Annotated in this window: 20 protein-coding genes; 12 read left to right on the top strand and 8 right to left on the bottom strand. The window is 49.5% G+C overall.

What is annotated here, in order from left to right:
* The first annotated feature begins 47 nt into the window (after positions 1–47).
* The 8 genes from paaX (at position 48) to HGT70_RS10835 (ending at position 5960) form a co-directional block, all read left to right on the top strand.
* On the top strand, positions 48–974 hold the full coding sequence (paaX, locus tag HGT70_RS10870; protein WP_214195827.1) for a phenylacetic acid degradation operon negative regulatory protein PaaX: 927 nt from the start codon (positions 48–50) through the stop codon (positions 972–974).
* A gap of 10 nt (positions 975–984) precedes the next feature.
* A complete protein-coding gene (gene paaY, locus HGT70_RS10865) occupies positions 985–1590 on the top strand; it encodes a phenylacetic acid degradation protein PaaY (protein ID WP_214195826.1) in 606 nt (201 codons plus the stop codon).
* 88 nt (positions 1591–1678) lie between these two features.
* Positions 1679–2290 carry a glutathione S-transferase N-terminal domain-containing protein gene (locus HGT70_RS10860; protein ID WP_241576517.1) on the top strand — a complete coding sequence of 204 codons (612 nt, stop codon included), beginning with the start codon at positions 1679–1681 and terminating at the stop codon, positions 2288–2290.
* A 96-nt stretch (positions 2291–2386) separates the two neighbouring features.
* Complete coding sequence (locus tag HGT70_RS10855; protein ID WP_214195824.1) at positions 2387–2911, top strand: cytochrome b/b6 domain-containing protein; 525 nt, start codon at positions 2387–2389, stop codon at positions 2909–2911.
* Positions 2912–3043: 132 nt separating this feature from the next.
* Positions 3044–3574, top strand: a complete 531-nt coding sequence (locus HGT70_RS10850) for a peroxiredoxin (RefSeq protein ID WP_244968920.1) — start codon at positions 3044–3046, stop codon at positions 3572–3574.
* 11 nt (positions 3575–3585) lie between these two features.
* A complete protein-coding gene (locus tag HGT70_RS10845) occupies positions 3586–4806 on the top strand; it encodes a protein-disulfide reductase DsbD family protein (RefSeq protein WP_214195822.1) in 1221 nt (406 codons plus the stop codon).
* The gene (locus HGT70_RS10840) at positions 4796–5341 is read left to right on the top strand and encodes a sigma-70 family RNA polymerase sigma factor (protein WP_071432863.1); all 546 of its coding nucleotides are present in this window, start codon (positions 4796–4798) and stop codon (positions 5339–5341) included. Before HGT70_RS10845 ends, HGT70_RS10840 begins: the two co-directional genes overlap by 11 nt.
* Positions 5334–5960 carry an NrsF family protein gene (locus HGT70_RS10835; RefSeq protein WP_214195821.1) on the top strand — a complete coding sequence of 209 codons (627 nt, stop codon included), beginning with the start codon at positions 5334–5336 and terminating at the stop codon, positions 5958–5960. The genes HGT70_RS10840 and HGT70_RS10835 overlap by 8 nt, the downstream gene beginning before the upstream one ends.
* A gap of 35 nt (positions 5961–5995) precedes the next feature.
* Here HGT70_RS10835 and HGT70_RS10830 read toward each other — a convergent pair whose 3' ends face one another.
* Both HGT70_RS10830 and HGT70_RS10825 read right to left on the bottom strand, forming a co-directional pair.
* On the bottom strand, positions 5996–6181 hold the full coding sequence (locus HGT70_RS10830) for a YqaE/Pmp3 family membrane protein (protein WP_071432860.1): 186 nt from the start codon (positions 6179–6181) through the stop codon (positions 5996–5998).
* A 93-nt stretch (positions 6182–6274) separates the two neighbouring features.
* Positions 6275–7159: a siderophore-interacting protein gene (locus HGT70_RS10825; protein ID WP_214195820.1), complete on the bottom strand. Its 885-nt coding sequence runs from the start codon at positions 7157–7159 to the stop codon at positions 6275–6277.
* Between the two features lie 242 nt (positions 7160–7401).
* Here HGT70_RS10825 and HGT70_RS10820 point away from each other — a divergent pair, with 242 nt between their 5' ends.
* From HGT70_RS10820 to HGT70_RS10805, 4 genes are all read left to right on the top strand, one after another.
* Positions 7402–8931 carry a pyridoxal phosphate-dependent decarboxylase family protein gene (locus HGT70_RS10820; protein WP_241576508.1) on the top strand — a complete coding sequence of 510 codons (1530 nt, stop codon included), beginning with the start codon at positions 7402–7404 and terminating at the stop codon, positions 8929–8931.
* Positions 8931–10232, top strand: a complete 1302-nt coding sequence (locus tag HGT70_RS10815) for a lysine N(6)-hydroxylase/L-ornithine N(5)-oxygenase family protein (RefSeq protein ID WP_071432856.1) — start codon at positions 8931–8933, stop codon at positions 10230–10232. The genes HGT70_RS10820 and HGT70_RS10815 overlap by 1 nt, the downstream gene beginning before the upstream one ends.
* Positions 10225–12567: a GNAT family N-acetyltransferase gene (locus HGT70_RS10810; protein ID WP_214195819.1), complete on the top strand. Its 2343-nt coding sequence runs from the start codon at positions 10225–10227 to the stop codon at positions 12565–12567. Before HGT70_RS10815 ends, HGT70_RS10810 begins: the two co-directional genes overlap by 8 nt.
* A gap of 70 nt (positions 12568–12637) precedes the next feature.
* Entirely contained in the window at positions 12638–13873 is a 1236-nt protein-coding gene (locus HGT70_RS10805; protein ID WP_214195818.1) for an MFS transporter, read from the top strand.
* Between the two features lie 32 nt (positions 13874–13905).
* On the opposite strand, the gene HGT70_RS10800 is transcribed toward HGT70_RS10805, so the two are convergent.
* The 6 genes from HGT70_RS10800 to HGT70_RS10775 form a co-directional block, all read right to left on the bottom strand.
* On the bottom strand, positions 13906–16017 hold the full coding sequence (locus tag HGT70_RS10800; RefSeq protein ID WP_214195817.1) for a TonB-dependent siderophore receptor: 2112 nt from the start codon (positions 16015–16017) through the stop codon (positions 13906–13908).
* Positions 16018–16171: 154 nt separating this feature from the next.
* The gene (locus HGT70_RS10795) at positions 16172–17515 is read right to left on the bottom strand and encodes a GntP family permease (RefSeq protein ID WP_214195816.1); all 1344 of its coding nucleotides are present in this window, start codon (positions 17513–17515) and stop codon (positions 16172–16174) included.
* A gap of 44 nt (positions 17516–17559) precedes the next feature.
* Entirely contained in the window at positions 17560–18669 is a 1110-nt protein-coding gene (locus HGT70_RS10790; protein ID WP_214195815.1) for an L-dopachrome tautomerase-related protein, read from the bottom strand.
* 50 nt (positions 18670–18719) lie between these two features.
* A complete protein-coding gene (gene dctA, locus HGT70_RS10785) occupies positions 18720–20021 on the bottom strand; it encodes a C4-dicarboxylate transporter DctA (RefSeq protein ID WP_071432844.1) in 1302 nt (433 codons plus the stop codon).
* A gap of 158 nt (positions 20022–20179) precedes the next feature.
* Positions 20180–20869, bottom strand: a complete 690-nt coding sequence (locus HGT70_RS10780; protein WP_214195814.1) for a cache domain-containing protein — start codon at positions 20867–20869, stop codon at positions 20180–20182.
* Positions 20870–20903: 34 nt separating this feature from the next.
* Positions 20904–21623, bottom strand: coding sequence for a FadR/GntR family transcriptional regulator (locus HGT70_RS10775; protein WP_214195813.1), 720 nt, complete (start codon positions 21621–21623; stop codon positions 20904–20906).
* Positions 21624–21648: the final 25 nt, after the last annotated feature.

Raw genomic sequence — 21648 nt, 5'->3', positions numbered from 1 at the left:
TTATGCTATGATGGCCAGATGTCGAGTTATTCAACGAATCGGACGTTATGAATAAGATTGAGAGCTTTATCCAGCAGGCGGTTGCCGCGTTACCCGTTAGCGGCACCTCACTGATTTCGTCATTTTACGGTGATGCACTGGCCCATCGAGGGAGTGAGATCAGTATTGCAAGTCTGACCGCACTCTTTGAAGGGCTTGGATTTGGTGAGCGATTTATTCGTACGTCACTCTTCCGTCTTCATAAAGAGGAGTGGTTAGACGTGACCCGCTTGGGGCGGCGCAGCTTTTATCGCCTCAGTGAGAAAGGGGCGCGTATTACCCGCCGAGCAGAGCATAAAATTTACTGTACCGAACAACCGGCATGGGATGGAAAGTGGCTACTGTTACTCTCTGAGGGCCTAGAGCGCAAGACCTTACTCGATGTCAAAAAACAGCTAATTTGGCAGGGTTTTGGTGTGTTAGCCCCGAGTTTAATGGCGTCGCCCTCACAGAATCTCGCTGAGGTGCAAGCTCTCTTATTTGAAGCCGGTGTCGCGGAAAACGTTATCTGCTTTGAGGCGACCTCTCCGCTAGCCTTATCGCGGGCGGCGTTACGGGCGCGAGTTGAGGAGTGTTGGCAGCTGACCGAGAAAAATCAGCGACTGGAAGGGTTTATTGAAACCTTCCGACCGTTACAGCGTTTACTTAAAGACGCTAAAGACGAAGAGCTTACTGCAGAACGCTGTTTTCATCTGCAATTGCTAGTGGTGGATTGCTACCGTCGCATAACATTACGTGACCCGATGTTGCCGCAAGAATTATTACCGAGCCATTGGTCAGGCCAAACGGCTCGTCAACTCTTTATCAATATTTATCAACGTACATCACCCGGCGCGCTACAGTTCCTCAGCGAAAAGGGTGAAAACTCTGTCGGCGACTTACCTCTTCCGGCCAGCAGTTATTATCAACGTTTCGGCGGATTGCTCGCCGACTAGGAGCGCTCTGATGCCCTTTTATCAGATAGACGGGGTGACCCCTGTGGTGTCACTCGACAGTTATATCCATCCCACCGCCGTGTTGATTGGCGATGTCATTATTGAGGCGGGGGTTTATATCGGCCCGAATGCTAGTTTAAGGGGCGATTTTGGGCGTATTGTCGTTAAACGTGGCGCTAATATCCAAGATAATTGTGTTATGCATGGTTTCCCTGACCAGGATACGGTGGTTGAAGAAGATGGCCATATTGGTCACTGTGCCGTGTTACATGGGTGCATCATCCGCCGTAATGCGATGGTAGGGATGAACGCCGTGATCATGGATGCCGCAGAGATTGGTGAAAACTGTATTGTCGGGGCGGCCTCCTTTGTGAAAGCTGGGGCGAGTTATGCCGCCAATCAATTAATTTTAGGCTCTCCCGCCAAAGTGGTACGGACGTTGTCGAGTCAGGAGTTGGCATGGAAACGCGCCGGTACCGAGCAGTATCATCAACTGGTGACCCGTTCTCAGCAAACGCTACGCGAAGTCGAGCCACTGCGTGACCTAGATACCGATCATCCGCGTATTCATTTTACCGATCCCCATCAATCCCTCGCTGAGGCACGCAAATCCTAACCCTTTCGCACCTAAGCCATCACTCGTGTGTGACGGGGCTAAATAGCGTGTAAAGTAGCTGAAACATTATCAGCTTAGGAGCGTTGTGATGCAGTTATCAGTGGGGACAGACTCAACATGGTCTTTGCGAGCGATGATCGGTATAAAAATAGCCGAACTTCCCGTAGATCTTCGTGTATTTGCGTTACAATGCGCGAGCTGTAAAAGCGAACTACGCTCCCTTAGCCCGACCGGGCTGGTTCCCTTCCTCGAGGATGGCACATTACGTCTCCATGACTCTTTAGCAATTATTGAGTACCTTAATGAACTGAGTGGCGGGAAACTCTATCCGACGGAACAGGGTAAACGTGCATTCTCGCGAAGCCTCTGTGCCGAAATGCACGCCGGTTTTAGCGCTCTACGCCAAACGATGCCCTTCACCTTAGCCGACGTCAGCCCGTTAATTGTATTTTCTCCCGCGCAAACCGCCGAAATCGCGCGAGTGACAACTCTATTCGCGGGGGCCGAGGGGGCTTTTTATCAGGGCGAGAAACCGACGGCCGTCGATGCTTTCTATGCCGTGTTGGCCTACCGTTTACAGCATTACGGTGTCAGGTTGCCGGGCGCAGCGGGGCGGTACCAACAGCAGTTAGTGGCCTGGACATTCTTGCAGGAAGCGCTGGCACAACTGACTTCGACTGCCGCCTGCCCGCACGTATAACCCCCGACTAGGTTTTTTAATGCGGTGCAGGGATGACTTGACCTTGGCCTAAGGGTAAGCGATGTTAAGGAAAACATTTAGGCTAGGTCGATAACCGTGATTACCCATTACTCTTTTGCTATTCGTCTGCTTCATTGGTTAACCCTGCTCGCCTTATTGGCGGCTTACGGCAGTATTGAGTCGCGCTCGTGGATTGACTTCACACCGGGGCAGCGAAAAGTGGTCGCGATTACCCATGTTTATGCGGGGATGAGCGTACTGATCATGATGCTCACGCGGGTCTTCTTACGAAGTAAACGCGCGCTGAACATGACTCAGCCTAGCGGGCAATCTCGGTTGGCGCAGTGGGGTCATGGGCTGTTATACCTCTTATTTATCACCTTACCGCTGCTGAGTCTTACCGCGCGTTACTTTCGGGGGCGGGAGTGGTCATGGTTAGGGTTTGCGATGCCGATTACCGATACGCCGAACCTTGCCTTAGCCAAAAACCTGATGTCATGGCATGTGGACCTCGCGCAGCTTGGCTATTGGTTAATTGCGGCACATACCTTGGCGGCGCTGTATCATCATGTGATTAAAAAAGATAACACTCTGCGGGCCATGCGGCTGTGGGGAAAATAATCGAAAATTTTTTTATCTCCTTGCGCAACTTTTTACTCTTTAGAGCGAATTAGTCAGTAAGGTTAACTAAACTTATTACATTAATTCTACAGGAGTATGGAGATGACTATGATTAAACGTCGTATTACCCAGATGGTTGCTGGAGTGGGAATGGCTTTTGCAGCCGCAAGTTTTACGGCACAAGCCGCGTTACCGGTGGGTGCAGCGGCACCACAATTCCAATTGCATGCAGCACTGGGCGGTAAACCCCTCGATTTCTCTCTTCAACAAGCCCTTAAAAAAGGCCCGGTAGTCCTCTATTTCTTCCCTGCGGCATTTACTGCGGGCTGTACCTTAGAGGCTCATGAGTTCGCCGAAGCTACCGATAAATTTACCCAATTGGGCGCGACAGTCATTGGTGTGACGGCCGGGAATACCGATCAAATTAGCCAGTTCTCGAAAGTTGAGTGTCGCGATAAATTTGCGGTCGCTGCGGATCCAGGGGCTAAAGTCGCGGCGCAATATCATACTGCGGTGCAGGTACAGGGTAAGGCGATGTCTGAACGAACCTCTTATGTCATCGCGCCAGATGGTAAAATCTTGCTGAGCTACACAGATAGAAACCCAGATCAGCATATCCAGAAAGCGCTTGATGCGGTTAAAAAATATCACGCAGCACACTGAGTGGTGAGACGATGCTAACCGCGCTATTCGCCGCCTTTTTAGGCGGCATTATTCTCAACCTTATGCCTTGCGTATTCCCGGTGATCTCGTTGAAAGCACTTGGACTCATCAAGCATCAAGGTGATTCTAGCCATGCTAAGCGTGAGGGAGTTGGCTTTTTAGTCGGTGTTGTACTGACTATGTTGCTACTGGCAGGAATCTTACTGGCAGCACGTGCCGGAGGCGCGGCGGTCGGTTGGGGATTCCAGCTGCAGTCTCCGTTGGTGATTGCCTTGTTAGCCTTAGTCATGTTGGCGGCGGCACTCAATTTGCTCGGGCTGTTTGAAGTCGGGCTCGCAGTGCAAAACGTTGGCGCGGTACAGACGTCGCGTGGCATTTTTGCACGCTCGGCGCTCACCGGGGCACTCGCTATTATCGTGGCAACCCCCTGCGCTGCGCCGTTTATGGCCAGTGCGATAGGCTATGCGTTGGTGCAACCCCCTTTCGTCGCGCTATGGGTCTTCTTCTTCTTAGCCTTGGGCTTTGCTGCGCCTTTTTCGTTGATCTGTTTCTTCCCTTCACTTTCGCGGTGGCTACCGAAACCGGGTGCATGGATGCAGACCTTGAAGCATGCTCTGGCCTTCCCGATGCTAGGGGCGTACGCATGGCTGGTCTGGGTCTTCTCTCAACAGACAGATAGCCAATCGCTAGGGCTGTTATTGGCGGTGTCAGTACTCTTCGGTTTCACTGCATGGATGTACGGAATTGTTCAGCGCCGACGCATGATGTCACGTTCTTACCGAGGGTTAGCGGCGATTACCTCGTTATTACTGGTGGCGGTGATTGCACCGGTGGTTGGGATCACGCCCAAGCAGAGCCAAGTCTCAGGCGTCACCTCGGTTAGCGAGGAGACCTGGTCACCACAAAACGTGGCGCAGTTACGGGGTAAGGGTAAACCTATTTTTGTCGATTTCACCGCTTCTTGGTGCATCACCTGCCAAGTAAACCAACGTACGACGCTCTCCACGGCAACGGTTAAACAGGCGCTTGCCACCACGGGCACTCACTATATGGTGGCGGATTCGACGAAATTTAACCCTGATGTCGATGATGCGTTGGCACAGTTTGGGCAAGGGGGATTGCCTATGTATCTCATCTACCCCGCAGATGGCGGCAAACCGGTGGTATTACCGCAAGTATTGACTCCGCAAATCGTGACGAAAGCCTTACAGAAAGCGGCTAATGGTACCTAACGCTACCGATAAGCAGCAATGGCCAGCGTTGATGAAGCTGGCTCAATGTGGCTCTCAACAGGCGTATGAACGGTTGTTGGGGGCCTTGTTGCCGGTGATCCGCGCACAAGTCAGTAAACAAATTTACGATCGCGGCAATGTTGAAGATGTGATCCAAGATGTCCTGTTGACCGTGCATCGTGTTCGTCATACCTATGATAGCGATTATCCTTTTATGCCTTGGCTACAGGCTATCGTCCGTGCACGGTGTATTGACGCGCTACGGCGTCAAGGTTATCGCCGCTATGAGGTGATCGACGATGAATATGGCGAGGAGGCGGCTGCCGAGGGCAACGTCATTCCCGATGAGCAGCTGTTAGGGCATTATTTGCAGCAGTTACCGGCACGACAAAGAGAAATGGTTGAGTTTGTCCATCTTAACGAAAAAAGCCTCGCAGAAGCGGCGTCGCACCATCAGTTATCCCTCTCGGCCGTAAAGTCGCTATTACATCGAGCGTTGGTCAATTTACGACGTATCGGAGAGAAAAATGAGTGATCATCAGCAATTAATTAAGCAACTTTCCAATCAAATGCAACCGGTAAAACCGCTCGCCCCAACGGGGGTGCGTATCCTAAAGTGGGTGATGGTCGCCCTTCCTTTGGCAATAGTGTGTAGCGTTTTCGTCCATCGCGGACTGACTGATTGGCATCAACCGGGCGCTGGACTAGCCTTGGCACAGCTGGCCTTAGCGGTGACTCTTGGTATCGCGGCGGTATGGAATGCCCTAACGCTACTGATCCCCGGGCGGCACACTATTCCTACCGTACGGTTTATTTTAGGTGGGGGACTATGGTTACTTCTCAATATTATGAGCCTTTCCGTTCATCCCAGCACACCCGCTCATGATCACGGGACTTTTTGCTATCTATTCCTGATGGTAGTGAGTGCGCCAATGATGATTACGCTATTATGGACGATACGGCGCAGTGGCGGCTTGTATAGCCAGAAGAGTCTGTTGATGGCAGGGATTAGCGTGGCGGCGTGGTCAGTCAGCCTGTTATCACTGTGTCATCCGGTACAGCAAGACCGCACGGATTTAGCCCTGCATTTCGCCGCGGTGGCGACTATTATCGGCGTGACCATGATCATTGGACGTTGGACGCGAGTGAAATAGTCGCAGAGCTGGCTGAGCGCCAGCTCTGCTGATGATTAACGCATTGAGCGTTGAATTTTTTTATCGGTGTTGTACTGGCTTAATGCATACACCGCCCAGATTGTCGCCGGTAACCAGCCAATCAGAGTGAGCTGTAGAATTAAACAAATAATACCCGCGATAGGGCGGCTAATCGTGAAGAAGGTTAGCCAAGGTAAAAGTAGTGCGATAAGTAGTCTCATGATCTCTCCTGTTATTATTCCTTTTCTTCAGTGTAGACGAGAAAAAGACTAAGTTCTTAGTGTCGTTATCCTAAAGTTTCCTGCTACCCGCGTTTAACCCGTCACCTTACCTTGCGACCAATAGGCCATAAAGGTTGCCGTCTCACGGGTAAGCATACGTTCCTGAATTAGGTAGCGACGTAGCGTTCTGACAACGCTCGACTCGGCTGCGACCCACGTACGGAAACGTTCACAAGGCGCTGCGCGCTCCCACAAAATATCGTCGCTAAGGCTGTGTTCTTCCAGCGACTGGTCAGCGCTGCAAGCATAGTCTGGCAGCGTTAACCGTGACTGGACTGCGTGTAATAAGGCTTGCTGCGCATCGCCCTCTAGCTCAGTACTGCTCCAATGGATCTTGGCAAAATCGTAATAAAGCGGTTGGATATCTGCCGCTAACGGTACGTGGAGAAAAGCTTGTACACGCGGTGGGTTAGGGCGTTGAGCTAGGTTTTCCAGAATCCCCATGGCCGCGGGAAGGGCGGTTTCATCGGCAATCAGTAACACCTCCTGCAGGGTAGGGTTCTCAAACCACTCGAACCCTCCACTGGTCGTCGCAGCCTGTGCATTAGGTACCACTACCTGCAGCGGACTATCGACCTGCGCGCGTTGCGCCCAGCGCGATGCCGGCCCGCTATCCCCATGTAGGACAACGTCGACCCATAGCTCTTGTTGCGTTGTATCAAGGTGGCGTAGCGTGTAAGTCCGCATTGTCGGGCGCTGTGCTTTGGGAATGGCGAGAAAGGTACTGTACCAGTCCTCGGTTACGGGTAATTTTTGACATTCAGGATGCTCAGCCAGTAATAGCTTAATCCGCTGATCGGGCGCTTCATGTTTTATTTCGCGGATATCTTTACCTGTAAAGACACAACGCAGAAGCGACGGACTTAGCATTTCTCGACGTTTTAACTGCAGATCAACCACTCTATACCCTGACGCCATCTCTACCACTTCCCAATCAATAAAATGATAATGATTATCATACACATTCAATAAATAGACGGCTAGTGGGTAATTAATCGTGGTGTACTGTTTTAGAAAAAAAGGGCGCTTTAGGAATTATCCTTATTGTTAATACTAATCATTATCATTTAGATTCTCATGCATTATAACCGCTCCATAATAATTATTTTCTGGCGGAGTGATTCTTTTTTCTAATGGTTTAAAGGGAAAGGGTGGTGTAAGTGTCTAAAGTTAACAGAGAAAAAAACTCCTTCCAGGAGTGGTTGTTCAACGATAAAACGTTGGATGATTACCAACGTAATACCCAGTTGGCCACCGAGCTTATCCAGCAACACATGGCAACGGTTACGCGACCCTTCAGCGGGATTACTCCTCAAGAACTGGCAGCTGAATTTGCGGGTGTCGATTTAACACAGCCGCTTCCCACGACGGACGCCGCGCTGGACGAACTATCGCAACTCTGGCTACGGGATGCCGTATGGTTCCATCATCCTCGTTATATCGCTCATTTAAACTGCCCAATTACCTTACCCACCTTGTTGGCCGAGCAGCTATTGAGTGCGGTGAATACCTCGGTGGATACCTGGGATCAGAGTGCCGGAGCCACCTTGATCGAACAGAAGGTGGTGGATTGGACGCTACATCAGATAGGCTTACCCCAAGGGAGCGAGGGGATTTTTACCAGCGGCGGCACCCAGTCGAACTTGATGGCCATGCTATTGGCACGAGACAGTCGAGTTGCTAGGCAAACCCCTGATCGTTTGGTGAAACACCATGGATTACCCGCGGAGGCCTCGCGCTGGCGTATTTTCACCTCTGCATTAAGCCATTTTAGTATTCAGAAGTCCTGCGCCTTACTCGGGCTCGGCTATGAGGCGGTCATTGCCGTGGATTATGATGACAATTACAAGATGGACAGTGCCAAATTAGAACAAGCGATGGCGCAGGCGCTGGCGGAAGGATTCATCCCTATCGCCGTCGTTGCGACAGCAGGGACCACCGATTTCGGGAGCATTGACCCCTTAGTGGAGATTGCCGAATTGTGTCACCGCCACCAAGCGTGGTTCCATGTTGACGCGGCATATGGCTGCGGGCTATTGACCTCAACTCAGTTCCGCCATCGTCTGTCAGGTATCGAGTTAGCAGACTCGGTGACGGTCGATTACCATAAATCCTTCTTCCAAAGCGTAAGTTGCGGTGCCTTTTTCGTCCGTGAGGCCAGCCATCTGCGTCATGTCACCGTTCACGCCGATTACCTCAATCCGCTCAGTGCGAAACAGGAAGGGACACCAAATTTAGTGGATAAGAGCCTACAAACGACCCGCCGTTTCGATGCCTTAAAGATGTGGCTAAGTTTACGCATCATTGGCCGTGAATCGTTGGGCGAGGCGTTTGATCAGGTTATCGCCTTAACGGTAGAGACCCACCGCCGCTTGTTAGCTTACCCACAGTTAGAGGTATTACACGCGCCAGAGTTAACCACCCAAGTTTTCCGTTTCCACCCGACCTCCGAACTCAGCGCCAATGAGGTAGACGAGATTAATCAACAGATCCGTAAAGGCCTTAATCGAAGCGGTGAAGCGATGATTGCTGCCACCAAGGTGAAGGGTAAGCAGTACTTGAAATTTACCTTACTCAATCCAGCGACCTCGATAGACGAGATCCAACACGTGATTGAAGCCTTAATTTATCGCGGTGAGGTATTGTCCAGTCAGCGACTTCAGCGCAAACAAACGGTAGGGGCCCACTAATGTCCGAGAAAATTTATGACCTATTGGGCGTGGGGATCGGTCCATTTAACCTGAGTTTGGCTTGTCTGACTGATGCGATAGACGACATGGATGCGGTGTATCTCGATCAAAAACCGACCTTCAATTGGCATCCAGGCATGATGCTGGAGTCTGCCCATTTGCAGACGCCCTTTATGGCAGATCTGGTAACCTTGGCCGATCCCACCAGTCGCTTTAGCGTTCTAAACTATCTAAAGCAGAAGGGTAAACTTTACTCATTCTATATTCGTGAGGACTTTTTCCTACTGCGTAAAGAGTATAACCAATACTGCCAGTGGGCGTGTGAACAGCTACCCTCATTACAATGGAATACTCGCGTTGAGCGGGTGACACGCGATGAACAACGAGACTGCTATTGCGTTGACGCGGTGAATACGGTGAGTGGCGAACGTCAGCAATGGCTCGCCCATCATCTAGTGTTAGGCACCGGACCGACGCCATGGATGCCCGACTGGATCGATACGTCATTAGAACAGATAGTGCATTCCGGACACTATCTTGCAAAGAAAGAGGCCCTGCAGCAGTTATCGGCGATTACCGTGGTGGGGAGTGGCCAAAGTGCGGCAGAAATTTTCTATGATTTACTGCAAGATATCGATCAGCATGCCTATCAGTTAAATTGGGTGACGCGTGCCCCTCGTTTTTTCCCGCTGGAATATACGCGGTTAACCTTGGAGATGACCTCGCCAGAGTGGGTCGACTATTTCCATGCGTTACCCGAGGCGCAGCGCGATCGCTTGAATGCTAGCCAGAAAAATCTCTATAAGGGGATTAATGAGAGCCTGATTAACGATATTTACGAACTGCTTTATCGTAAGGATCTCGATGGCCCGCTAGCGGTGACATTGTGTACCGACTCTGGCCTTGTTGCCATGAAGGCTAATGGATCCCATGGACTCACTCTAACCTTATCGCATCAAGTCCTGCAGGAAGAGTTTAGCCTCGTGACCGACGGCGTCATTATGTCGACGGGCTATACCTATCGTCCGCCTGATTTTTTAACGCCCCTGATCCCGTTAATCGAGTTCGATAGCCAGCAGCGTTATGCGGTGGGGCGAGACTACAGCATTGATCGCCACCATAGCCTATTTGTTCAAAATGCCGAGCTGCACACCCATGGTTTTGTCTCGCCAGATTTAGGTATGGCCTGTTACCGAAACTCGGTGATCCTGCGCAGTATTCTGGGTCGGGAGGTGTATCCGGTCGAGAAAAAAATTGCTTTCCAAACCTTTGGACTCCCGAAGGAGGCCGTTCATGGGTGAACGTATTTATAGCCGGCAGCAACCCTTGGGCCATTTTACCTTGCGCCGTTGGCAAGCGGGAGATGAAAAGATGCTCCACTCTTGGGTCACTCAGCCCCATGCGCAGTTTTGGGGGATGCAGGAGCAGAGCGTTGAGCAGGTGAACGACTTTTATTTGAACATGGTTGCCCAAGACGTCAACAGTGTGCTGATAGGTTGCCTCGACGGACAGCCTTATTTCTTAATCGAATGTTATCAGGCGTTACAGGAAGAAGTAGGGGAACATTACCCTGCGCAATCTGGCGATTATGGTATGCACCTGTTAGTGGCACCTGTCGGCACGCCCATTAGCGGGTTAAGTCGGCAGATTTTCGCCACGGTAATGGAATACATGTTTAGCCGCCCAGAAGTGGTGCGCGTCGTGGTCGAGCCCGATGTGAATAACCATAAAATCCATCGACTTAATCAACAAGCGGGTTTCCGCTATCACCAGCAAATCGACCTTGGTCATAAACGCGCATGGTTAGCGTTTTGTACCGCCACCGATTTTTATCGAGAGAAAGCCCTTATGCTAAGCACCGCGACAGAATCATCGCCTACTCAACCTAATGCCAAGCACTGGCAACAGGCGAATGGGCAATTAATCCAAAAAGCGATTACTGAATTTAGTCATGAACGACTCTTAATGCCAGAGCCGGTGACAGATGGGCTTTGGCGTTTAACCGATGCCTCGGGCGAGAATGTCTATCAGTTTGCAGGTAAGTGGCGTGCGTTGAATCACCTTTCCATCGACTGGCGGACGTTAACCAAAACCCATAAAGGCCAGGAGAAGCCTCTCGATGCGTTAGCCTTTATTGTCGAATTCGCCGACCAACTGGCTATACCGGAGTCGATGCTAGCGACCTATTTAGAAGAGGTCTCCAGCACGCTCTGTAGCAGCCAGTTTAAGTTACAGAAAGGCAATCCAAGCAGCGAGCAACTGGCGGCGGCAGACTTCCAGACCATCGAGTCCTCAATGACCGAGGGGCATCCTTGTTTTATTGCCAATAATGGCCGTATTGGATTCGATGCCGCGGATTACTTGGCTTATGCGCCGGAAGTGGGGGCATCGATCTATATGCCTTGGGTCGCGGTCCATCGTAGTAATGGACATTTTGCTGCGGTTGATGGGCTAGACTATTCCACGCTCATTGAGGAGGAGTTAGGGGCGGAGCAAGTCAAAGAGTGGGAGTCAACACTACGGTCACTGGGCGTATTACCGGAAGACTACCTCTTTACCCCCGTACACCCTTGGCAATGGCAGAATAAATTAGTCACAGTGTTTGCGGCAGATATCGCCCAGCAGCAGATTATTTATCTAGGCATCGCGGCCGATGCCTATCAAGCTCAGCAGTCGATTAGGACTTTCTTTAACCGTAGCCAGCCGACCAAGCGTTACGTGAAAACCGCCTTGTCGATCCTCAATATGGGTTTTATGCGCGGGCTATCGCCCTACTATATGGCCACGACGCCTGCCGTTAACCAATGGTTAGCAAAAATCGTGAAGGAGGATAACTGGCTTAACCACTGCCGTTTTTCGATCCTCCAAGAGGTCGCCACCATCGGCTACCATCATCGCCTCTATGAGAAGGCGATTAAGAAAGATTCTGCCTACAAAAAGATGTTTGCTGCCTTATGGCGGGAAAACCCGTTAACGGGCTTAACCGATCAGCAGCGTTTAATGACCATGGCCGGATTACTACACCGCGATGCAGAGGGTAAAGCCCTGTTAACAGCACTTATCAAGCGTTCGGGTTTAGCCCCCGCCGAGTGGATAGACCGTTATCTTCAAGCCTATTTAAGTCCTATTTTGCACTGCTTCTATCAGTACGATTTGGTCTTTATGCCCCATGGCGAAAACCTTATCCTTATCTTAGAGGATGACGTGCCAGTAGGCTGTTTCATGAAAGATATTGGTGAAGAGATTGCTATCCTAGATACCTCGCGCGAATTACCAGAAAAGGTTCAACGCATTAAGGCTGAGGTGCCTGATGAGCTTAAGTTACTCTCGATCTTTGTCGACGTGTTCAGCTGCTTCTTCCGATTTGTCAGCGCGATCCTCGATGAAGATGAGGTCATGGAAGAACAGGCGTTCTGGCAACGTGTTGCCGTCTGCGTTGACCACTACCAGCGACACCATCCTCAATTTGCGGATAAGTTTGCTCGGTTCGACCTGTTTAGCCCGACGTATGCACATTCTTGTCTAAACCGGCTACAGTTAGCGAATAATCAGCAAATGGTGAATTTGGACGACCCGGCGAGTGCCCTGAAACTGGCGGGTGAATTGGTTAACCCTCTAGCTAAGTTTAAAAATTGATACCGATAGTCAATAAAGTCACTACAATGACCGGTTATGCCGGTCTTTTTTTCTTTTTTAGGTCTAATTTATGACATCGACGCCAACACGCCCTGACGCCACCGTGACGTCATGGTTGTTTCCTTTCTCTCTCGTTCTTTTTGAATTTACTACCTATATTGCCCACGATATGGTGCAACCGGGCATGTTACAAGTGACCCAAGATTTACAGGTTGGCCCAGAATGGGTCCCTTTCTCGCTCACGGCATACCTTATTGGTGGCCTGGTGTTACAGTGGCTTTTAGGACCCCTTTCCGATAAGTGGGGGCGCCGCCCTATATTGATGTCCGGTGCCTTACTGTTTGCTATCGCCAGCGGTTTAACGTTCTGGGTGACGTCGATTGAGCAGTTTATGTTGCTACGTTTTTTCCAAGGGATCAGCCTCTGTTTTATTGGTGCCGTCGGCTATACCGCGGTGCAGGAGGCCTTTGAAGAGCGAAAGAGTATTCGATTGATGGCCTGGATGGCAAATGTCGCCCTGTTAGCGCCATTAATTGGTCCGCTAGCCGGGAGTGCATTACTACTATTCACCACTTGGCGGATGTTATTTATTATTTTCGCGCTAATGTCGATGATCGCCCTCGTGGGTCTGTACTTCAGCATGCCTGAGACATCAGGGAACCGACAGCTTAGCTTAACGCCAAAGCGGTTATTCGGTGACTATTGGAAATTACTGAAACGACCCCCATTAATTGCTGGCTGTTTGGCACTCGGTTTATCAGCCGTGCCAATCCTAAGTTGGGTTGCCCTGTCTCCGGTCTACTTAATCCATGACCATCATATGAGCGAGGTCGATTACGCACTCCTTCAAGTGCCGGTCTTCGTGGCGATGATCCTCGGAAACGTTGTGTTGAGTAAACTCACACATGGCGCTGACATTACTCGGCCATTAGTGATGGGGGCGTGGCCGCTGGTGGGAGGATCACTGATTGCTCTCTGCGCTAGTCTAAGCGGTACCTATCAGATCGCCATCGTAGTTATCGGCTTAAGTATTTATGCCTTTGGCGCCGGGTTAAGTACGGCGGTCCTTTACCGACTGACGCTGTTTTCTGTTACTGAATCTAAGGGGCAGGTCGCGGCGATGATGGGGATGCTCAGTATTTTAATGTATTCCATTGGGTTAGAGTTGGCGCGTGAGGGCTACTTCCAGCAGGGATTAATCGGTTTTTCTGGGGTAAATCTCGCGAGCGGGGCACTGTGGTTACTGCTGATTGTGATGTTTGTTCGCTGGGCTAGGCAGCATCGTCAAGCATTAACACTCGAGTAGGAGAGGGCGCGGCCTGCTGGCCGCGCCTAAGATTAGAAGTCGTAACCGACGGTAGCTATCACAGAGCGCTCCGCCCCCCAATAGCACGAGGATTTGCTGTAGCAAGCCGCAACATAATCTCGTCCGCCAAGATTTTTAGCATTCAGCTGTACATAGGCCCCTTTCCACTGCGAACGCCAAGCCCCGAGATCCATGCGTACTGAGGCATCAACCAGGGTAGCCGAAGGAACGCGTAGAGTATTTTCATTATCGGCCCATTGTCTTCCGATATAGCGAACCCCGACACCGGTCGTAATACCGTAATCAAATTTATAATTTAACCATGCCGACGCCATTGAGCTTGGGGTGATATACGGGGTGTTGCCGTTGGTATCATCCTTAGACTCAATACGAACATGGTTAATCGTATACGTAACGATTGAGCTAAGGCGTGGGGTAAGCTGATTATGTGCCTCCAGCTCCAGACCGCGAGAGTGCATTTTACCCACCGGGGTATAGTAGCTCTGTAGCGGGACTCTACTCGCCACGCTTTTTTGAGTGAGATCGTAAACTGCCGCGGTATAAAGATCGCTGCTTCCCACCGGTTGATATTTTATGCCAGCTTCATATTGCTCAGCCGTTGCCGGTTTTAGTAAGTCGCCATTAATATCCGTCAGTGATTGTGGGCTAATAGCTTGGCTATAACTTAGGTAAGGCGAAATACCGTTATCGAAGGCATAAAGTAGACCGGCACGGCCGCTAATATGATCGTCTTGCCGACGTTTTTCACTCCCTAACACTTCACTTTTCGAGACGATACGATCATAGCGTCCGGAGAGGTCTAAGTGCCAGCGATCTAGGATCATACTGTCTTGTAAATAGCCGCCAGTTTGGTAATAGCGGTTTCGCGTGTGTGTATAACTCGGGGGGGTGGTGACACCGGTTATCTCGCCACTGAAGGGATCGTAACTACGCCCTGACCCGTAAGCATCGTCGTGGTTATTCTTGAATTGATGGTATTCAGCGCCGATAACGACTTGGTGTTTTACAGGCCCCGTATTGAAGTTTGCGATCAGTTGGTTATCGGTAGCCGCTGCCGACAGCGATGACCGCTCGCTGGAGTAGCCACGATTTAAGGTATCGCTTGTTCCCAGCCAGCCTGATTGATAAACCTGATCGACATCGACATTGGAGTGGCTATAGCTACCTGTCGAGTGCACCGACCAAGTGTCGTTAATGGTATGGGTAAAATCGTAGTTATAGATTTGTTCGTGGCGTTTGAATTGATCAAAATTAGGGTCAACATCGCTAAAGCCTGTACTTAATTTTCGGCCATTATGTTTATACAACGAGCCATCGGCTGGAACGGAGCCGTGAAAGCCCGCAGAAGGGTCTTTTTGTAAGTAGGCCTTAATGAGGAGCGAGGTATCACTATCTGGTTCCCAGAGTAATGATGGCGAAATAGCGTAGTGCTCTTCGCGGGTATTCTCATATTGAGAATAGCTTTGATGCGCGATACCGGTTAACCGGAACGCTAACTGGTCATTGATGGCATTGGTATAGTCCATAGCCACGCCAGTGGTGCTGTGGTTACCGTAGTAAGTCTTAAAATGCCCTTCTTCCGCAAATTGCGGTCGCTTGGAAGTCTCCATGACTAAGCCACCCGGCACGGTCTGACCGTAGAGCGCGGAGGACGGGCCTTTGATGACGTCGATGCGCTCCAGAAACCAAGGGTCGACTTGTAGCACGTTGAAGGTACTGCCATCGCTCATCATCCGCAGGCCATCGATAAAAATATTATCGACGTCACCGCCGTGAAAACCGCGTAGCGCCACCGTATCGTAGCGGGTGGCCCCGCCAGCAAAATTGGAGAACGCTCCGGCGGTGTAGTTCAGCGCATCGTTAACCGTCATAGCACCTTGATCGGTAATTTGCTGACGCGTGATCACCGAGACGGATTGTGGGGTGGTGATCAGCGGTTGATCAGTTTTACTCGCGCCAGTACTGGTTTTGGCGGTATAGCCCTGCGTTTTCGATGTCGCAGACTCTTCTGGGGTGGCGGTGACGACGACAGTATTATTGTCGGCGGCATGTATAGAATAAGAAGTAGTGAGTGCCAGAGAGACGAAAAGAGCATGACGCTTAAGTGGGAATAACGTCTTCATTATTTTTATTTACCTCAATAGTCAGGGCGCAAGTGACTTAATGGATCCTCGGTAAGAAAAAATCCATAATGATAATAAGAACGAGAATTATTATCTTTTAATGTGTTACTTGCAACCCTGTAATAAGGTAAATACAGAGACCCCGGCTAGTTTTTTATATCAGCACCCACCACAGTATGCTTACCATCATCAGACCGATTAGCGAAACGATGGTCTGGAGTAATGACCATATCCATAAAGTTTGTTTAAGTGTTAAGTCAAAAAAGGATTTAATCATCCAGTATCCAGCATCGTTAATATGGCAAAAAAAGACTGAACCTGCGCCGATAGATAGTGCAATAAGGCTGCTCTCTAAAGGAGGTAAGCCTTGGAAACTGGCGGCAAAGATACCGGCTGTCGTGGTGGTAGCGACGGTTGCTGATCCTGTCGCCTGACGTAAGGCTACTGCAATGCCCCACGCTAATAAGAGGAGTGGGGCATGAGTATGATGGGTAAAATGAGTAATACTTTGGCTGATACCGGCCTCGACCAGTACCCCCTTCAGACCGCCCCCTGCTCCAATCGTGAGGAGGAGTACTGCTACTGGTGCAATACTGGCGGTGAGTGCCTCACCTAATTGCTTTTTCTCAATCCCACTCCTCCATCCAAGGGTGAGTAGAGCCACCAAGACGGTGAGTGTTAGGGCGATAAGAGGTTCGCCGATAAAGTCGAAAAATTGTGCTAGCGCAGACTGACCGTTGAAGATATAGAGCGAAAGACTGCGCGCGAGCATGAGTAGGGCAGGAAGTATTATCACTCCGATAGCAAGGGGTAGAGAGGGCGAGCGCGCAACCGGTACCGAAGCGGGAAGGGTAGTAAGCTGAGTAACCGTCGCCAGGCTCGGCTTATGACTTAGCCACTTCCCATACAGCGGACCTGCGAAGATAACTGCGGGAATCGCAATAACAATACCGAGTAGTAGCGTTAAACCCATATCGGCGTGTAAGGTAGTTATCGCGATAATTGGACCAGGATGGGGTGGGACTAGCGCATGGAGTGTTGTTAAGCCTGCCAATACGGGTACCGCGATACGTAATAATGATTGCCCTGAACGGGCACTGACCGTCGCGATTAGGGGGAGCATAAGTACCAGACCGACTTCAAAAAATAGCGGCAACCCAATTAGCATGGCGGTAAAGGCCATTACCCACGGCAGCAGGCGGGAGGAGGTTTTTGCAATAATAAATTCAGCTAACCTATCTGCAGCCCCGGTGTTCGCCATCAGACTCCCTAGCATCGCCCCCATCGCGATAATATACCCGCTTTCTCCTAGTATCCCGCCGGCTCCTTTCGAAAAGCTCTTTGCGATGTGTTCTAACGGCACTCCAGCAATAAGACCGGCAAGGATCGTTCCTAGAAAGATGGCCAGAAAGGGCGGAAGTTTGGCATAGGCGATTGACAGAATGATCGCCGCTAATGCGGCGATACAAGAGAATAAAATCAAGCTATCACTACTCATATAAACTCCTGAACATGGTTAAGAGCATGAGTAGTGCCTTAACGTTAGTGAGTTGGCGTACGGATGACTAAAAAAGGTCGTTGACGTAGGTCATGGTTGTCGTTGAGGTCAGCGGTACGGTTCCATTGGCCGAGTGTGGTGTAGAGATAACCATTACGGTAAGCCAAGCCATCTGGCCAGCCTAAGTCGTGCACATTGTGATCCAGTAAGTAAAATTTTCCTTTTGTATCGCGTTTGACCAGCGATTGCTGCTCGTAAGCGCCGAAATAAAGATTTCCTTTTTCATCTTCCGCCATTCCATCATTAGCGGGGTGCTCGCCTTCGAATTTAACGGCTTGTTCAAGCTTCGCTTCAGAGACAGAAAAATCACTGAGGAGAGCGGTAGGTAAACTAAAGAGTTTTCGGCCGCTTAATGATGTCCAGTAAAAGGTTTTGCTATCGGGAGAAAGCGAGACACCATCGATTCCCCCTTGTGGAAGCTTGGGGGTTTCAGTATTAAAGACGACCGGTTTATTTTCGATAAACGCCATGAATCCGGGGTCTGGAGAGGTTGAGGGATGATCGACCAACACTTCGCGCTGTTGACCGCTGGCGACATCAATGACTACCAAGGAGTAGCGTTGTTTGAAGCCTGAATTCGCGATATACAGAGTGCCTTCTTTGCCGTGAATCAGGTCGATACGTAAATCGTTATAATGCGAGCTGTCGTTGAGCACCGGCGGTGTAATGACAACGGTTTTGACTACTTTATTAGTATGAGTATCGATAGCGACGACCTTAGCTGCCCCTTGTGGAATCGACGGATGCCCCGAGATCTTTCCATCATCAAGTACCCATAACACATCATTACTGTCGACAAACATGCCGTGAGGCGACACTAGCCATTTTGTATAGTTGCCCTGTTGTGGGTGGCCCAAGGCACTATTCGGATAGGGGCGAAGCTTACCCTGAATAAGCTCCATTAATGCGGGTTGATCATGCTCGTCTGAATGCCGCGGAAAGCCGAGGAATATACGATTTTCCTGATTAACCGCTATTCCCGACACGTCAGGGTAAGGCGCCTCGATTTTCGCGATAACGTCTGAAGCGGCTTGGCTAGTCAGCGGGGAAATCGCCGCGATTAGTACCGCGGCAATGAGGGAAAGAGGTTTCACGAGCACTCCAAAACTGTGATGAATGTCTAGAAAGTGTAGTGAAGATTTTTTTACTCAATGGCTAAAGAGGTTTCTTTTTTTACACTTTTATTACATTTAGACTGACTGAGGGTTTGGCGAGCCTGTGTCAGATCGAGGTCATTCTCCCATTTCGCTACCACTAACGTGGCAACGCAGTTACCTAAGACATTGGTTAACGCCCGTGGGATGCCGATAAGCCAATCGATAGGCAGTAAAAAAGCGAGTGCGGCCAGCGGAAGCGAAGGGATGGCTGAAAGGGTGGCGGCAAGGATCACGATGGCCGCGCCTGGTACGCCATGAGCGCCTTTTGACGTGAACACGGCGACGCCCAAAATTAATGCCATTTCGCTCCAACCGAGATGAACACCAGTGGCGTTGGCGATAAAGACCACGGCAAGCGTTAAATAGATAGAAAATCCATCGAGATTAAACGAGTAACCTGTCGGGATCACTAAGCCGACGGTCGATTTACTGATACCAAGAGCTTCTAATTTCTTCATCAGTTGCGGTAAAACAACGTCCGAAGCGGTGGTCCCAAGTACGATGGTCAGCTCCTCGCGAAGATAAAGTACCAGTGAGATAAGGCTTATACCGGTAAATTTGGTAATCCCTCCCAATACGACGACAACAAATAGCGCACAGATGCCAGTATAGAGTAGTAAGAAGCCAAGCAGGCTGGTTAAGGAATGGACACCATAATGACCCACCATATAGGCTACAGCACCAAGTACACCAACCGGCGCGGCCTTCACGAGGATGGCCATCAAACGGAATAATATGTGGCTAAGGCTATTAATTAACGTAATGACCGGCTTTCCTGCATCACCGCTGATATTCAATGACACACCAAACAGGATAGAAATTAGAAGAACTTGTAGGGTATCGCCACGGGCAAAGGCTCCGATAAACGTATCAGGAATGAGGTTGAGGAAAAAATCGCCAAAGCTATGCAGTGAAGAGAGCTGAGTAAGCTGACTATTCTGCGCGTCGTTCAGGGTGGAGAGATGAATACCTGCTCCTATGTGCGTCACTTGCGCCCCGACTAGACCAAGTAATAAGGCAAATAACGTTATGACCTCGAAGTAAAGCAACGTTTTACCCACGATCCGTCCAACCTGTTTAAGCTCGCTATGTGAGGCGATACCTTGCACGATGATCACGAAAACTAAGGGAGCGGTGACCATTTTGATTAGTTTAATAAAGCTATCGCCTAAGGGTTTTAGTGAGTCGGCGATGGCAGGATAGAGGCAGCCTAAGGCCGTACCGATGGCCAATGCGATTAGTACTTGGATAAAGATGGAGTGGCGTATCTTGGAAAGTGTGTATGTCATTGCCGCGGCCCTTATAACGTAACTGAAAACTTATGTTTCAACTAAGCAATTATTGGGCCAAAAGTTACACTCAAGCAGCGAAGGCCCTGTGGGCTTTTGCTGCCGTACTGCTTGAGTGAGATGCTCTGATTTAGGGCAGATGAATGAGCTGTTGCACCTTATTTATCCTCAGCTATCCACAGAACAAAGTGGGAACTGTTTAATGTCCGCATTAAAGGTGCGGGGTGATGGATATCGCCGACTCGATAGTGAGAGTGATTAGAAAAGAGGACCCGTCCATCAGGGGTTGCCATCACTATCGGTGTTCGGTCATGCGCAAGTGTGTCGCGTATTATCTGCTCCAACTTGCCGACCAGTATATCTGTTGCAGCGATCCCGATCAGTTGCTTACCTTCGTAGAGAGGGAATAGATAAGTCAATGTATAGCTCGCGTTACAAACATAGTCGACATAGGGGCCATGTAGATATCCCTTGCCTGACTCCTTAGCTTTCGCGAACCACGAGAAAGTATGATAGTCCAGTAATGGTTGCGAGGCCTTATTTAACGCAAGTCGATTGGACGTGCTAAGGTATTCAGGTCGATATAACCAAGTGACCTGCCACGAATTAATTATATTAGGGTCATAAAGTAAAAACCCTGCACCGGAAATGATGGGGTTATCAGTGAGTAATTTATTAGCGGATAGTAATATATGCTCTTTAGTTCTTTTTTCTAATTTTAAGGTGGTGGCGATATTTTTTTGTAGTTCTGAAATTATCTTAGTAATAGAAAATGAAAAATCCTTCGTAATATTTTCAATAATTGAAAATGAATCATCAGATATTTTTTTTACTTTCCCTATTGGCATCTTGTCTCATTTCATCCTGAATTTGAGCTTTGTACTAAACGAAGTTTATTTTGTATTCAATTAACGAAGAAATGAAAAATTCGACCAAAGAGTGTGCTTCTTTGCTGGCTAGAGGTTCGTCTCGCGCTTTTAAAGCATTAATAAGGCGTCGATAGTGGCGACAACTTTCCATATGGAATGCATCTTCTTTATAAAGGAGAGAGATGAGAGGGGCCCATTCTGTCAAAATTATTAACTCTTGTCCCGCTAATCGTGCGGACTGAGAGTTCGCGGCGAGTGTCAGTAAGCAACGCATATCAGCTTGCGTTTTACGTTGTGGAGAGTCAGATTTTTCGAGTGCCTCGATTAGGCTAGCCAATGATTCGAGATCCTCGTCAGTCATTCGTCTTACTGACAGTCGGGTACAATGAACAATCAGTGCACTCTGCATCTCACCGATGTCTGCTAAAAAATCGGAACTGACATTATTAAAGGGATGAAAATATTTTACGTAAGATTCGATATCATCACTAATAAAACTTCCACCATTACGTCCACGGATAGTATATATGAGCGATTTACTTCTCAGGGTATTTAGTGCATCTCTAATAGTTATATGAGAAACCCCCATCATTCTCGCGAGTTCTGTTTCATTTGGTAGCTGCTCGCCTTTTTCTAATAAACCAGAAATAATAGCATTAGAGAGTCTTTGGGTGATTTGTTCTGTTCTACTCGCTTCTCCAATCGGAGCAAAAATAACAGTATGCGTGATCATAGAAATCTCTATGTAAATAATCCGT

The sequence above is a fragment of the Rosenbergiella collisarenosi genome (assembly GCF_018494085.1).
Classification (GTDB): Bacteria; Pseudomonadota; Gammaproteobacteria; order Enterobacterales; family Enterobacteriaceae; genus Rosenbergiella; species Rosenbergiella collisarenosi.
This window is presented reverse-complemented; position numbering and strand designations above follow the sequence as displayed.